At 60.8% G+C, this 13,826-nt stretch carries 11 protein-coding genes and 2 pseudogenes; 4 read left to right on the forward strand and 9 right to left on the reverse strand.

Going from position 1 to position 13,826, the window contains the following annotated elements; genetic code table 11:
* The first annotated feature begins 156 nt into the window (after positions 1 to 156).
* A complete protein-coding gene (locus JZI28_RS24090; RefSeq protein ID WP_375700459.1) occupies positions 157 to 1,383 on the forward strand; it encodes a permease in 1,227 nt (408 codons plus the stop codon).
* A 20-nt stretch (positions 1,384 to 1,403) separates the two neighbouring features.
* Here JZI28_RS24090 and JZI28_RS24095 read toward each other — a convergent pair whose 3' ends face one another.
* Positions 1,404 to 1,613, reverse strand: a complete 210-nt coding sequence (locus JZI28_RS24095) for a hypothetical protein (RefSeq protein ID WP_375700460.1) — start codon at positions 1,611 to 1,613, stop codon at positions 1,404 to 1,406.
* 22 nt (positions 1,614 to 1,635) lie between these two features.
* Here JZI28_RS24095 and JZI28_RS24100 point away from each other — a divergent pair, with 22 nt between their 5' ends.
* Positions 1,636 to 2,604, forward strand: a complete 969-nt coding sequence (locus JZI28_RS24100) for an FG-GAP repeat domain-containing protein (protein WP_375700461.1) — start codon at positions 1,636 to 1,638, stop codon at positions 2,602 to 2,604.
* Positions 2,537 to 3,091 carry a hypothetical protein gene (locus tag JZI28_RS24105; protein WP_375700462.1) on the forward strand — a complete coding sequence of 185 codons (555 nt, stop codon included), beginning with the start codon at positions 2,537 to 2,539 and terminating at the stop codon, positions 3,089 to 3,091. The genes JZI28_RS24100 and JZI28_RS24105 overlap by 68 nt, the downstream gene beginning before the upstream one ends.
* A gap of 203 nt (positions 3,092 to 3,294) precedes the next feature.
* On the opposite strand, the pseudogene JZI28_RS24110 reads toward JZI28_RS24105, so the two are convergent.
* From JZI28_RS24110 to rfbC, 8 genes and pseudogenes are all read right to left on the reverse strand, one after another.
* Positions 3,295 to 4,857 (reverse strand): annotated as a pseudogene (locus JZI28_RS24110) (secretin N-terminal domain-containing protein); the annotation flags it as partial.
* A gap of 3 nt (positions 4,858 to 4,860) precedes the next feature.
* Positions 4,861 to 5,421, reverse strand: a complete 561-nt coding sequence (locus JZI28_RS24115; protein ID WP_047998007.1) for a recombinase family protein — start codon at positions 5,419 to 5,421, stop codon at positions 4,861 to 4,863.
* Positions 5,422 to 5,533: 112 nt separating this feature from the next.
* Positions 5,534 to 6,778 (reverse strand): transposase, encoded by a 1,245-nt coding sequence (locus JZI28_RS24120; RefSeq protein WP_375700463.1) that lies wholly within the window; start codon positions 6,776 to 6,778, stop codon positions 5,534 to 5,536.
* A gap of 1,241 nt (positions 6,779 to 8,019) precedes the next feature.
* A pseudogene (locus JZI28_RS24125) lies at positions 8,020 to 8,460 on the reverse strand (DUF4158 domain-containing protein); the annotation flags it as partial.
* Between the two features lie 182 nt (positions 8,461 to 8,642).
* Complete coding sequence (gene rfbA, locus JZI28_RS24130; protein ID WP_375700464.1) at positions 8,643 to 9,533, reverse strand: glucose-1-phosphate thymidylyltransferase RfbA; 891 nt, start codon at positions 9,531 to 9,533, stop codon at positions 8,643 to 8,645.
* A complete protein-coding gene (gene rfbD / locus JZI28_RS24135; RefSeq protein WP_375700465.1) occupies positions 9,530 to 10,381 on the reverse strand; it encodes a dTDP-4-dehydrorhamnose reductase in 852 nt (283 codons plus the stop codon). Before rfbD ends, rfbA begins: the two co-directional genes overlap by 4 nt.
* Positions 10,382 to 10,450: 69 nt before the next feature.
* On the reverse strand, positions 10,451 to 11,515 hold the full coding sequence (rfbB, locus tag JZI28_RS24140; RefSeq protein ID WP_375700466.1) for a dTDP-glucose 4,6-dehydratase: 1,065 nt from the start codon (positions 11,513 to 11,515) through the stop codon (positions 10,451 to 10,453).
* A complete protein-coding gene (rfbC, locus tag JZI28_RS24145; protein WP_375700467.1) occupies positions 11,512 to 12,075 on the reverse strand; it encodes a dTDP-4-dehydrorhamnose 3,5-epimerase in 564 nt (187 codons plus the stop codon). Before rfbC ends, rfbB begins: the two co-directional genes overlap by 4 nt.
* Positions 12,076 to 12,352: 277 nt before the next feature.
* Between rfbC and JZI28_RS24150 the strand changes: the two genes are divergently transcribed.
* Positions 12,353 to 13,597, forward strand: coding sequence for a glycosyltransferase family 4 protein (locus JZI28_RS24150; RefSeq protein WP_375700468.1), 1,245 nt, complete (start codon positions 12,353 to 12,355; stop codon positions 13,595 to 13,597).
* The last annotated feature ends 229 nt before the right edge of the window (positions 13,598 to 13,826 follow it).

A 13,826-nucleotide genomic window follows, 5' to 3' on the forward strand; every position in this document is an offset into this window, starting at 1 on the left:
CCTGTAGCCGTCGCAGCCCGGAAAGCGCCATTTGGCACGGGCTTTTGTGGGGTCCAGCGATGGCAACACAGGGGCCCCAAAGGGACCTGAGGGGGACAGATCGTAGCAGGATGACCTGCCGCCGCGCCCGACCGATAAATATTAAAGAGAGACCCCATGAGCGCAAACCCTCAGCCTGACACCTCTGATCGGGGCATCATCGCTGCGCTGCACAGGCAGCTTGGCATTCGTTTTGGCACCCGCTTTGGGCTGATGTTGCTGCTTCTGGCGCTGCTCTGTGTGCTGTTCTGGACCGGGTCGCGCTATCCGGCGCTGAATGAAAAGCTGATGATGTCGGGGGCAATCCAGCTGGAAGACCCCCTGAGTTTTGAGGCAAAATACCCGCTGACCGAGGCCATGAGCATCCCGGAGAGGGTGTTTTATTCCACCCTGAACTGGATCAATACCAATAAGAAGGGGATGACATTTGGCATCCTCTTTGCGGCCGGCTTTATGACCACGCTGGGCTATCTGCGCCGCCGCAGTCTACAGGGGGGCTTTGCCAATTCCGTGCTGGGGCTATTTCTGGGCGCGCCGTTGGGGGTCTGCGCCAATTGCGCCGCCCCCATTGGCCGCGGGCTTTATGCCTCGGGGATGCGGGCCGAGACGGCGCTGTCGGCCATGGTGGCCTCACCGACGTTGAACTTTGTGGTGCTGACCATGCTGCTGGCGCTGGTGCCGTTTTATATGGTGGTGATCAAGGTGGCCCTGTCGCTGGTGGTGATCCTCGCGGTGGTGCCGCTGCTGTGCCGCCTGCTGCCAGCTGCGCAGCAGGCAGAGGTCTCTGCCGCCACCGCCTCCGTGCCGCCAAGCTGGAGCGCCGCCGAACTGGCCGCAGGTGATCTCGAGGCTGGTAATCTGGAGGCGGGCGCCCCCCACCGCGAGGGGCTGATCCGCGCCTTCTGGGAGGTGATCAAGGCCTATCTGGGCAATCTGTGGTATATTGTGCGGATGACAGTGCCGCTGATGCTGGCGGCAGGATTTCTGGGCGCGCTGGTGGGCACATTGCTGCCCTCCGAGATGATTACCACCTTGCCCTTTGGCCTCGGGATCCTGCTGCTGGTCGCCCTGGTGGGGCTGTTCATGCCGGTGCCGATTGGCTTTGATGTGGTGATGTGCGGGGTGTTGATCGCCAGCGGGCTGGCGCAGGGCTATGTCATGGCGCTACTGATGACCCTGGGCAGTTTTTCGGTCTATTCCTTCTTTATTATCAATCAGATGCTGGGGCTTCGCATCGCTGCCCTGCTGGGAGCGGCAATTGCCAGCCTTGGCATTCTGGCCGGCCTCGGGGCGCAGAGCTATCACAATTGGCAAAGCCAGCGCGCCCTGGAGATGCTGTTGTAAAGCGCGGCGCCACAGGCGGTTCAGCCCGCCTCCACAGGCAGCCCGTCTGCCGGCCTGTCAGACAGCCTGTTCTGGAGCGCCGCCCAGGCGGCAACCCTGGATGCGGATCCGCTGCCGCAGGTAACCAGTGCAGATTCCAGTGCGATCCAGATCACCACCACGCCCTTTGCACCGCGCTCAGCCGCCGCCGAAACCCTGTTCACCCGCGCCGAGGCCAGTGAATTTGGCATTGATAAACCGCTGGAATTCTCCATGCGCGATATGTGGCCGCCCTTCTGGGAGGGGCGCAGCCTGTCTTCGGGCGATATCGACGGCGATGGCGACATCGACCTGGCGGTGGCCTCCACCGAGGCGGGGCTTTATCTGTATAGCAACGACGGTCAGGGGCAGTTTTCCCGGGTGGATCTGGATCTCGGACCGCTGGCGGACCTGCAGGTGTTTAATGCGGTGCTGGTGGATATCGACAATGACGGCTGGCTGGATCTGTTCCTGGCCAGCTACCTCAAGGGCAATTTCTGGTGGCGCAACCATGGCGGTGCCTTTGGCGCCACGCCGCTCAGCCCGGTGCAAAACCAGGCCGAGACACCGCTTTCCATGGCGCTGAGCTTTGCCGATCTGGACGGCGATGGCTATCTGGACCTGGGGCTCGGCAACTGGGCGGCGGGCTGGTACCGGCGCATTCCGGGCGAGGAGTCGCGCAACCGGGTGGTGTTTAACCCCGATGGCGCCCTGAGCGGCCAGAGCTTTCATGAGTTGCCCGGTATTCCCGGCGAGACCCTGTCGCTGTTGTTCAGCGATTTTGACGGCGACGGCGCCCAGGATCTGATTGTCGGCAATGATTTTGACATCCCCGATTACTTTTATCGCGGCGATGGCCAGGGCGGTTTGCAGATGGTGACCCAGCCCGAGGGGCTGATCCCCCACACCACCACCACCATGGCGGTCAAGGTGGCGGATCTGTTCAATGACACCCGCCCCGAGATCTATCTGGCACAGATTGCCGGTCGCTCCTCCGGGGTCTCCGAGCGGTTGAAGATGCAGCCGCTGGCGCTCTATTGCGATGCCATTCAGGACGCTCAGGCCCGGGCCACCTGCCAGCAGAACATGGCGATCAAGGACTGGTATAAATCCGGCAACCGTTTTGATCCCTCTTATGCCGGGCGCTGCCAGCCTCTGTACGCTGATCCCGGCGCCGCAGGTGGTGCCGCGGGCCTATTGTGATCTGCATTTCAAGCCCAGCCGCCAGCCCCTGGCGGAAGAAATCGCTCTCAGCCATCCGCAGATCCTGCGGGCCAATGTGCTGCTGGACTGGCAGGGCACGGCCTATGCGGATACGGCGGCGGCCCACGGGCTTGAGGTTGGCGGCTGGAGCTGGGACACCAAGGTGGCGGATTTTGACCAGGACGGCTGGCAGGATCTCTATATTGTCAATGGCACCTGGGTCCCCAATGAGGTCTCGCCCTCCAATCTGTTCTTTCACAACATGGGCGACGGCAGCTTCCGCGAGGCCTCGGGCGAGATGGGGCTGGAGGATTACCTGATGACCGCCGCCGCCACCCAGTTTGATATGGATGGTGATGGCGATCTCGATCTGCTAGCCCGCCTCGGACTGCCTGCCCGCATCGCCGATGACATCCGCCGCTTTGTCACCCCGGGCGCTGGCTGCAACGGGATCCGCCGCTGGACCCGGTGGGCGACCCGCTGCTGAGCGCCGATCAGCTGGCGGATCTGCCGGGGCTGTCGCCCCGCGCCTATGCCCGCCTGCGGCCTCTGATCACCGCCCTGCCCGGCGACAGCCGGTTGAACGTGAACACCGCCCCCCCTGCGGTGCTGGCAAGTTTTCTGCCCGATCTGTCCAGCGCCGTACTGGCCCAACTGCTGCGCCAGCGCGACCGGGACGGTTTTGCCCCGGAACAGCCCGCCAACCAGGGGCAGCTCTGCCAGACCCGGCACCTTTTGATTGACCCCGCCCGAGCCATTTTCCAGCAATCCGCCCAGCATGATCACATTGCCATCGCTGACCAGCGCCGTGGTCGACAGCGACCGGCGCGAGGTGATCTCGCCACCGGAAGCGGCGGTGGAATTGGTCAGGTTAGAGACTTCCTGCTTGATCACCATGCGCACGGTGCGGTCGGCATTGATCTGCGGCGTCACATTCAGAGTCAGGCCAATATCCTGGCGTTCGATGGTCTGAAACGGGTTATCAACCGAGCTGCTATCGCTGACGGTGGAATAGCTGCCCGTGACAAAGGGCACATTCTGCGCCACCACGATCTCGGCCTCCTGGTTGTTCAGGGTCAGGATCGAAGGCGTCGACAACAGCCGGGTGGAATTCACCGAAGCAATGGCGGTGATCAGCCCGACAATGCCATCGCCGCCTGCATTGCGTTTGGCACCGCCAAAGACGCCGCCCGATCCCAGTGTTGCGCCACCGCCATTGGAAACCGAGGAAATCAGATTGGTCAGGCTGGAGCGCCCGGGCAGATCAAACTGGGCGCCGCCCACCAGGGCATTGTTCAACACCGCGCCAAACTGCACCGACAGATCCGACAGCCCCTCGACCGACATTTCAAAAATCACCGCCTCGACCAGCACCTGGGTGGGGCGTTGATCCAGATAGCGCACCATCTGCACGATATCGTCAATACGTTCCTGTGGCGCCGAGACCAGCAGCGTATTGGTCTGCAGCTCGGGCACGATGCGCACCGCGGCCTGGGTGCCAGATTCGCTGTCACTGTTCAGGGTGCGCATCACCACATCCGAAATCGCCGCCGCATCGGCGTAGTTCAACGCCTCGGAACCAGAAATCAGCAGCGCGTTTGACCGGCGATCAACGCTCACCGAAGAGCCCTCGGGGATCAGATCCATCGATTGCACCACCTGCAAGACCTCAGCCGCATTGGCGTTTTGCAGCCGCAGGATCTCGATTGGGGGGGCGGCACGGGGCTGGTCCAACCGTTTGATCAGCCGGGTAATCCGATTGAGGTTGGCGCTGCGATCCGAAATGATCAGCCGCTTGGCGCCAGGCACCGGGGTCATCACTGCCTCGGCCGGCAACAGTGGTCGCACCACCTCAATGACCTCTTGCAAGGGCTCCTCTTTCACCGGAATCACCCGGGTTTCAAAGCCGCTGGGCAAGCCGGCGCTGCCGCCCGAGGACAGCTCCCGCGCCACATTCATCGGCACGATGCGATCCGCCCCCGCCCCTTCAATCAGGGTCAGCCGGTTCAGCTCCAGCACCGACAGGAAGACCTCAAACAAATCCTGCGGCGACATCTGATCTGGTGCCAGCACCGTCACTGTGCCGCGCACGCCGGGGTCCAGCACAAAGCTGCGGCCGGTGGCTTCAGAGACAATTTCGACAAAATTGCGCAGGTCGGCATCGCGCAGATCCAGCGTCACCTGGGCCCGCAGCGGCTGCACCAAAACCAGCAACAAGGCCCCGTACGCACGAAGGGGTTCAAAAACGGCCACATTTCATGAGAGTGCTGTTGTGCGCTTGATGCGGTCGATTGTTGCGACACCGACGTTGAAGTCGCGCGCGATGGCACGAATGGATTTTCCCTCTTTGAGCATGGCCCTGACCTGATCCTGCTGGTGTGGTGTCAGCTTCAGCTTGCGTCCGAACTTCACGCCGCGTTTCTTTGCGGAGGTCCGTCCTTCTTCTGTGCGTTCATTGATGATGTTGCGTTCAAGTTCAGAAAGTCCAGCAAAAACAGTAAGTAAGAACTTTCCCATGGAGCTTGTTGTGTCGGCCCAGGGTTCCCGCAGGGAGCGGAATGATGCTCCGACGGCCTCTACCTTCTGGGTAATCACGAAGAGATCACTGGTTGATCGGGCCAGACGGTCGAGGCTGGTGACGACCAACGTATCACTGGGCTGTAGGGAAGCGATCATCTTTTCAAGCTGAGGCCTGCGCCGGTCAAACCCCGTGATTTTTTCCTGGAAGATCGTGTCACAACCTTCGCTCTGGAGGTGTTCGATCTGACTTTCTAGGTTCTGGCCAGTCGTCGAGACCCTCGCGTACCCGATCAGCATGGATTTTGCCCGGATTTAAGGCGCCATATACGGAACAAATATACGGATTTTACAAGGCGCTGATTTTGCGCACAAAAAAGGTCGTTCCGTTTGTTATAAGTTTCGGAACGCATCATGCTGCCATCCTCATCTCTTCGAGGGGAAGGCGCGTATCCATATCGAGATCAAAGACACCATATGGGTTGAAGTGGCTGTGCGGCAGCGGGTTCAGCGCTGCCATGTCGCGGGCGGTCATCTTTTCGCGCCAGGGGCGCTCACGAAGTACCTGCTGGATCATGAGCGTATTCACATAGACCATCGCCGCTTGCAGCAGGTGCAGGCTGAGGACAGAGATTTCATGATCGTCACGACGGTTGGACACCAGCTCATTACCATTGCCGTAGAAGATGAAGTCGTTCACCCCGTTCCAGCGCTCTATGACATTGAGCCCGGAATGGATTTCGCGGCGCAGCTCCGCGTTGCCGAGATACCGGCATAGAAAGATCGTTTTGACCGCCTTGCCCAATTCCAGAAGTGCCGAGAACACTGGGTGCGTTTGGCCCCGTGTGAAGCGGCGGAGGATGGTCTCCGCATCGGCTGTCCGCAGCTTGAGGGCAATCGCAAGGCGGATCATCTCATCGTAATGCCGCGCGATCAGATCCCAGTCGATGGGTCGGGCCGTGCAAATCGGCTCAATATTTGCGAAGCGGCGGTCGGCCTGCTTGTCTGCGCGGGAGAGTTTTTGGCCGGCGATACCTCTCAGGCGTGGCATCAAGTCGAAGCCAAGAAGGTGGCAAAAAGCAAACCCCACGACGCTTTGTCCGTGAGTATCAACAAACTGGCGGTCGATATCCAGGTCCGTGCCGTGGTGCAGTACGCCCTCAATCATGGACGCAACCTCGGAAGACGAGACTTGTTTCAACTGTGAATGGACACAGGTGGCCTGCTTATCGACATGCCAATAGATCATTACACCACGCCCGCCATAGCGCTGATGCCACTCGGTCATCAGGTTCTGGTCCCAGGATGCCAGTTGCGTGGAATCCGAGGCGCAGCTCGTACCCGAATCTCCCCAGATATCGGAGCTGCGAATGCGGTAGGTGGCATCTGCAATCCGGCGGGTTGCATCCTGCAGTGCTGTTTTGTGAATGAAGCGTTGCCGGATGTAGAGCAACTCCTTGTAGCTGACCTTATGGGGGCCCGCCGCAATGGCCTTGAGCCCGATATTTGTCCCGATCCGAACAGGGCGAGCAAGAGACGCCGGGAGACCTCTTCCTGCGGCAAGTTCTGCCGAGACCCCGCTGCACGGAACAGCGGCGTGAACTCTGTGCGCAGATCGACTTCCTTCAGCACATCCAGAAGGCTGGTCATCGGCCACCGTCGGCCAAGCTCCGCTTTAAGGTCTTCCAACCCCACAGGATCAGTCTGTGGACTCAAGGGACGCAAGGATAGGCGCGCGCCTCCGGCCCGAGCCTTGAGTTTGACATCCCTGTTGGCCGGGAAGCCTTGATCAAAGGCGCTCAGGGCCTCTCTCATGCCGTCTCGCAACGCCTGGACAAACTGAGCCGCACTCTGGGGCTGATCAAGCAAGTCGAAGTAGTGCGCGCGGCGCGTATCAAAATCGGCTGGTAGATCTTGGTCCGGATCGCAATATCGCTTTGCACCCTCTATCCAGATTTCTTTTGTCCGCAGCTTCTCACGCAGAGTCTGAAGGACACATATCTCGTAGTTGATGCGATTGACGCGGACCACGTCTCCAGGGCCCACCTCGAGAACAATGTCTCGCCACTTGGGGCGAATAACACCGTCGATCGGAACCTCCTCCTCAGCATAAAATTGTGGCTTCCGGTCCGATGGCTCCGTCAATACGGCAAGGGCGGCCAACAACGGCTCGGCACTGGTGCTGCTCGTCCGGAACGTCAGTGCTCTCAAGATCACTGGCAGGACGCGCCGGTAATGCCGCGCATAAGAGCGGCGGATTGTATGATGCACGCGGGTCGTGAATGAAGGCGTGTCTGCCTGGTAGGTTTTCGCCAGCTCACGGATCGTCTCACGCGGGACGACCGGGTAGATGACCTGCGGGATGTCGCCTTCCGGCTGCCCATCGACTGCGAGCACGATCTTGCCCAAAACCGTGTCTTTGCTTTCCGCCTTCCGAAAGTCAGCGACATATTCCTTGATCACCTTACTCTCAGCGCGCGCAGATATCTTGTGGATGATGCTGATCACCAAATCGCCCAGATCATCTGTCAATTCTGCGGCTCTGATCGCGCAAAAGCAACTGAGCAGGGCATGCCGTACAGCCTCGGGACGGCGGCGCATGTCCCAAGCATCTTCGCTGGCGGCGCGGCGAGCCAGGCTGGCGATATGGTCTGGATGAATGCCCTCCAAGAGATGAGGCGGTAGGCCGATGGCACGAACCATCTCTAACCGCGCCACAGCATCCTGAACGGCCTGTACGCTTGCCCCGCCTGGACCTCGCGCAAGCTGCGCAAATCGCGATGCGGCCTCATCGGTCGTCAGCAAAGCATCCAAGGCGTGTTTGTGCGCCAACGTCAGCCGCCCTGAAATCTTGGCGTATTGCCTGTGATCGAACTGGCGTTCCGATTGAGCCATCAGCTTGTCCAAGCGCGATTGCTCTGGTCGGATGAAACGATTGGCTAGAAACCACGCTGTCATCCGCTCATCAAGCGCCGACACCTGCGGCGCGTTCGGCAAGACCTCAACCACAAGCCATTCCACAAATTCGCCAGAAGCGGCTCGATCAAATCGCCGCAGCCGCAAATGATCCGAAACCAGACGGCGATACCGGCGATCCGAGCGCTCTGGTACATCTGATGGCAGCGGACCGTCATACTCGATCTGTTCCGCCAAAAACTGCACAACAGCCTCTGGCATGGCATCCATTCGGTTAGGAAATCTGGCATGGCGTTGGAAAAACTTCAGGTAGTATCCGAGTACAAGCCGTTTCGGCCCAGGCAACCCCTTCAGCAGCGGCTGCTCTGAGGGTTGCAAAACCCAATGTAAACGCAGGGCCTCTGCTGACCAAAGCTGTTCCATGCACGCTCCAAGTTAATTTATATCGGAGCATATATACGGATCAGTCCGCCATATCAACTCAAAATGCACAACCAGAAAATGTGGCCGTTTTTGACCCCTTTCGTGCGTACAGGGCCAACAACAGCGCCGCCGCCCCCAGCCAGAGACGCACACGCCAGAAAAAACCGATCCCCGTCGGCTGTCTAGCCCAGCAGGCCTTCCAGATAGTGGCCATAGTCATTTTTTGCAAACAGATCTGCCCGCGCCTTGAGCCCCTCACGATCGATCCAGCCCTGTTCAAAGGCGATCTCTTCCGGGCAGCCGGTCTGCAGCCCCTGGCGCTCCTGCAGGGTGCGGACAAAGTTCCCCGCCTCCAGCAATGAGCCATGGGTGCCGGTATCCAGCCAGGCATAGCCCCGGCCCATGGTCTCAACCCGCAGGGCCTCTTCGTCCAGATAGCTCTGCAGCAGATCGGTGATCTCCAGCTCACCGCGGGGAGAGGGCTGCACCGCACGGGCCCGCGCGGGCGCGGTGCCATCCAGGAAATACAGCCCCGTCACCGCATAGTTGGAGGGCGCCACCGCGGGCTTTTCAATGATCTGGCGGGCGCGGCCCTCAGCGTCAAAATCCACCACCCCATAGCGTTCGGGATCGGCCACGTGATAGCCAAAGACGGTGCCGCCTGTGTCTTGCGCATCCGCCGCCGCCAGCAGTTTGGGCAGGCCATGGCCAAAGAAGATATTATCCCCCAGCACCAGCGCCGACGGTGCCCCGGCCAGAAACGCCTCGGCCAGAATAAAGGCCTGGGCCAGGCCATCGGGCGCGGGCTGCACCACATAGGTCAGCTCAATCCCCCACTGGCTGCCATCGCCTAGGGTGCGTTTGAACTGTGCCTGATCCTGCGGTGTTGTGATCACACAGATCTCGCGGATCCCCGCCAGCATCAGCACGCTCAGGGGATAATAGATCATCGGCTTGTCATAGATCGGCAACAGCTGTTTTGAGACGCCCATGGTGATCGGATACAGCCGGGTGCCAGAGCCCCCCGCCAAAATGATGCCTTTTCGATCCGCGCCGGGCTTGCCTGCACTCATAATGCCTCTCCTAAATCGTTCAAAACACCCCTGAGCCCCAGCCGCCAATCGGGCTGAGAAATGTTAAAAACAGTCTCTAATGTGGTGCAATCCAATCGTGAGTTCAGCGGCCGCGCCGCCGGGGTTGGATAGGCGGAGGTGGCAATATCCGTCACCTCACAGGTCATCCCGGCCTGGGCAAAAATCTCCGCCGCAACCCCGGCCCAGCTCACCTCAGGCAGGCCCTGCAAATGGTAGGTGCCGGATTTGTTCCGGTCCGCCCGCAATTGCCGCGCCATCTCCAGGCAGGCGGCGGCAATGTCGCGCGCCGGGGTCGGCGCGCCGATCTGGTCCCCGACAATACTCAGATGATCCCGCTCCGCCCCCAGGCGCAGCATGGTTTTGACAAAGTTATGGCCATGGGCCGAAACCACCCAGGAGGTGCGCAAAATGGCATAGCGCCCGCCGGCAGCCGCCACCGCCTCTTCGCCCGCCAGCTTGGAGCGCCCATAGGCATTGATCGGCGCCACAGCATCGCTTGGCTGCCACGGGGTCGTGCCGCTGCCATCAAAGACATAATCCGTCGAGACAGTCACAAAGGGAATGTCCAGCTCGGCACAGGCCTGGGCCATCGCCGCCGGCGCTGCACCGTTCACCGCCTGGGCCAGCGCGTCTTCCTCTTCGGCGCGGTCCACCGCCGTATAGGCGGCAGCATTGATCACAGCGACAGGGGCATAGTGCCCAATAGCCTCGGCGCAGGCGGCGGGATCCGACAGATCCACCTGGGCGCGACCCAGACAGGTCACCCCATCCAGCAGCGCCAGTTCCCGCGCCAACTGACCGGTTTTTCCAAACACCAAAATGCTCATGTCCTGCGCCCTATTTTCATCTTGCTGTAAATACCTCCGCCGGAGGCCGGCTTTCCAGCTGGAAAGCCGCTACTGCCCTGTCCCCGGGCCCGTCCCCAGCCGCTGCCCCACACCATCGCGGGTCTGCAGGGCGCGCCACCAGGCCTCATTCTCCAGATACCACTGCACCGTGCGCTGCAGCCCTTCCTCAACCGTCACAGAGGGACGCCAGCCCAGCTCCGCGCGGATACGCGAAGGATCAATTGCATAGCGCGCATCATGGCCCGGGCGATCTGTGACAAAGGTGATCTGATCCTGGTAGGACAGGCCATCTGCACGGGGGCGTTTTTCATCCAGAATGGTGCAGAGGGTTTGCACCAGTTCCAGATTGGAACACTCATTCTCACCGCCAATATTGTAGCTGCGTCCCAGCTGGCCCTTTTGCAGCACCAACAGCAGCGCATCGGCGTGATCTTCCACATAGAGCCAGTCGCGCACGTTTGATCCATCGCCGTAGATCGGCAGCGCCTTGCCCGCCAGGGCGTTCAGGATCACCACCGGCACCAGCTTTTCCGGGAAATGGAAGGGGCCGTAGTTGTTGGAACAATTGGTCAGCACCACCGGCAGCCCATAGGTCTCGGCCCAGGCGCGCACCAGATGGTCAGAGGCCGCCTTGCTGGCGGAATAGGGCGAGCGCGGATCGTAAGCCGTCTCCTCAGTAAACTGCACCTCAGGATCGGCAGGAAGCGAGCCATAGACCTCATCCGTCGAGATGTGATGAAAGCGGAACCCCTCTGGGCGGCCACATTCGGTCCAGTATTTGCGGGCGGCCTCCAGCATATTAAAGGTGCCGGTGATATTGGTCTCGATAAAATCGCCAGGCCCATCAATCGAGCGGTCCACATGGCTCTCGGCGGCCAGATGCATCACCGCATCCGGGGCATGGGCGGCAAAGATACGGTCCAGCGCCGCACGGTCGCGAATGTCTGCCTGCTCAAAGGCGTAGTTGGGATGATCCGCCACTTCGGCCACATTCTCCAGGCAGGCGGCATAGGTCAGCGCATCCAGGTTCACCACCCGATGGCCATCGCCAATGGCGCGACGCACCACCGCCGAGCCGATAAAGCCGGCCCCGCCGGTCACCAGAATTTTCATGCCAGCGCTCCCTGCCAGACAAAGGGGCTGTCAAAATCCGCCAGTGCAGGCGCCGCTGCGTCCTTTTCTGACAGCAGCGGCGGGCCGTCAAAGCCCCAGTCCACACCGCAGCTGTCCCAGGCCACCGCGCCATCGCAGTCCGGCGCGTAGTAATCTGTGCATTTGTACAGGATCTCGGTCTCGGGTGCCCGGGTAATAAAGCCATGCAGGAACCCCACCGGCACCAACAGTTGTTTGCCATTTTCCGCCGTCAGCTCGATGCCAAACCACTGGCCATAGGTCGGCGAGCCCTTGCGGATATCCACCGCCACATCAAACAGCGCCCCACGACCGCAGCGCACCAGTTTGGCCTGGGCATGGGGGGGCGCCTGAAAATGCAGCCCACGCAGCGTCCCCAGCTGCATCGACAGGGAGTGATTGTCCTGCACAAAATCCAGATCAATCCCCTGCTCTGCCAGGTGCCGCCGGCTCCAACATTCGCTAAAAAATCCGCGCGCATCGCCAAACCGCTGCGGCACCAGGATCTTCAACCCCGGCAATCCCGTCTCTTCAACCTGCATCTCTTACCCCGTCACCTCGTCCAGTCCGCCCTCTCCTCACAGGTGCCCCTGCCCCTGGGGGCAAACACATCGGCACTGCGGCAAAGGTTATCCAAATCTAGTACACCATAGAATCCAGCTTCGCTATGACACAACCATGTCTCCACAATGGCAAGCCAGCCTCCATCGCCGCCAATACCTCCCCTGCCGGCTTGCACCCCGCCCCATTCCCCGGCAAGCATGAGGCCAGAAATTTTTCCGCAGATTTGCCCGCAGATTTTCCAAGGTATGGCCCATCATGAAATTCCTTTTTGTCCATCAAAACATGCCCGGCCAATATCGCGAGCTGCTCACCTGGCTGGTCCAACAGGGCGGCCATGAGATCCTCTTTCTCACCCAGCGCCGGGGGCTGCGGCTGCCGGGGGTGACAACCGTGACCTACACCTCCCACCACCAGCCCGCCAAAGACGCCTATGGGCTGTCAAAAGACTGGGAGGCGGCGGCAGGGGCCGGGCTTGGCGCCGCCCTGGCGGCCCGGCAGCTGGAGCGCGACCAGGGCTTTAAGCCCGACATCATCATCGGCCATACTGGCTGGGGCGAATTATTGTTTATGAAAGAGGTCTGGCCGGATGTGCCGGTGATCGGCTTTTTTGAATATTTCTACCGCACCTCTGGCGGCTTGGTTGGCTTTGACCCGGAAAACCCCGCCAATGATCAGGCCGGCTTTTTTGCCCAGGCGCGCAATACCGTGCCCTATGCCAGTATCGAAGCGGTCGATCAGGGCCATACTCCTACCCTGTGGCAACGCGACCGCTTCCCGCCGTCTTTCCATGACCGCATGTATACCTGCCACGATGGCATTCGCTGTGATCGCTTGCTGCCCGATGCCAATGCTTCGGTTGGCTTGGGGCGGCTGGAGCAGCCGCTGACCCGCGACGACGAGGTCATCACCTATGTGGCGCGCAATATGGAACGCGCCCGCGGCTTTCACATCATGATGCGCGCCCTGCCCCAGATCCTGGCCACCCGTCCCAAGGCGCGGGTTTTGATGATCGGCGGCAACGAGACCTCCTACGGGGTTGAAAGCAGCCATCCCAAAGGCCTGCGCGGCGAAATGGAAGCGGAACTTGGCGACAGCGTGGATTGGAGCCGGGTGCATTTCCTCGGCAAGGTGCCCTATGAGGATCTCTGCCGTATCCTGCGCATCAGCCGCTGCCATATCTACCTGACCATGCCCTTTGTGCTCAGCTGGTCGCTGCTCGAGGCGATGTCGATGCAGGCCACCGTGGTGGCGGCAGATGTGGCCCCGGTGCGCGAGGCGGTCACCCATGGGCAGACCGGCATGTTGGTGGATTTCTTTGACCCGGGCGCGCTTGCGGATCAGGTGGTGGATGTGGTGGCCAACCCCAGGGACTACAGCTACCTCGGTCCAGCGGCCCGCGCCCATGTGCTGCAGCATTACGATTTCCTCAGCCATTGCCTGCCCGAACATATCGCCCAGATCAACGCCCTGGTGCCTGCCGCCAAACGGATCCAGATCTAGAGCGCCCGGCCTTGAACAGGCATCACCTGTTCGCGGCCTTCGCCTGCAGCTCAACGCCAAAAGTGATGCGCGATACCTCAGGTGAAAGGCCGAGCACTTTGGTCAAATGTTTCGCGCGCGAAACATTTGATGCTCTCCGGCGGGGGGCTTTCCCTTTGGCTGAAAATATCCTGGGACCATGCGCGCCGTGGCGCCAGGGGGCTTAGCCCCCCCTTTCAACAATAGAGTC

Origin of the sequence: Pseudophaeobacter sp. TrK17 (assembly GCF_042192375.1) — a bacterium.
Taxonomy (GTDB): Bacteria; Pseudomonadota; Alphaproteobacteria; order Rhodobacterales; family Rhodobacteraceae; genus Pseudophaeobacter.

What these genes read in the sequence shown, in the direction of transcription:
- JZI28_RS24090 (WP_375700459.1), top strand. Translation starts at nt 157, where the DNA reads ATGAGCGCAAACCCTCAGCCTGACACCTCTGATCGGGGCATCATCGCT.
- JZI28_RS24095 (WP_375700460.1), bottom strand. Translation starts at nt 1,613, where the DNA reads ATGCCAAATTCACTGGCCTCGGCGCGGGTGAACAGGGTTTCGGCGGCG.
- JZI28_RS24100 (WP_375700461.1), top strand. Translation starts at nt 1,636, where the DNA reads ATGCGCGATATGTGGCCGCCCTTCTGGGAGGGGCGCAGCCTGTCTTCG.
- JZI28_RS24105 (WP_375700462.1), top strand. Translation starts at nt 2,537, where the DNA reads ATGCCGGGCGCTGCCAGCCTCTGTACGCTGATCCCGGCGCCGCAGGTG.
- JZI28_RS24115 (WP_047998007.1), bottom strand. Translation starts at nt 5,421, where the DNA reads ATGCTGATCGGGTACGCGAGGGTCTCGACGACTGGCCAGAACCTAGAA.
- rfbA (WP_375700464.1), bottom strand. Translation starts at nt 9,533, where the DNA reads ATGAGTGCAGGCAAGCCCGGCGCGGATCGAAAAGGCATCATTTTGGCG.
- rfbD (WP_375700465.1), bottom strand. Translation starts at nt 10,381, where the DNA reads ATGAGCATTTTGGTGTTTGGAAAAACCGGTCAGTTGGCGCGGGAACTG.
- rfbB (WP_375700466.1), bottom strand. Translation starts at nt 11,515, where the DNA reads ATGAAAATTCTGGTGACCGGCGGGGCCGGCTTTATCGGCTCGGCGGTG.
- rfbC (WP_375700467.1), bottom strand. Translation starts at nt 12,075, where the DNA reads ATGCAGGTTGAAGAGACGGGATTGCCGGGGTTGAAGATCCTGGTGCCG.
- JZI28_RS24150 (WP_375700468.1), top strand. Translation starts at nt 12,353, where the DNA reads ATGAAATTCCTTTTTGTCCATCAAAACATGCCCGGCCAATATCGCGAG.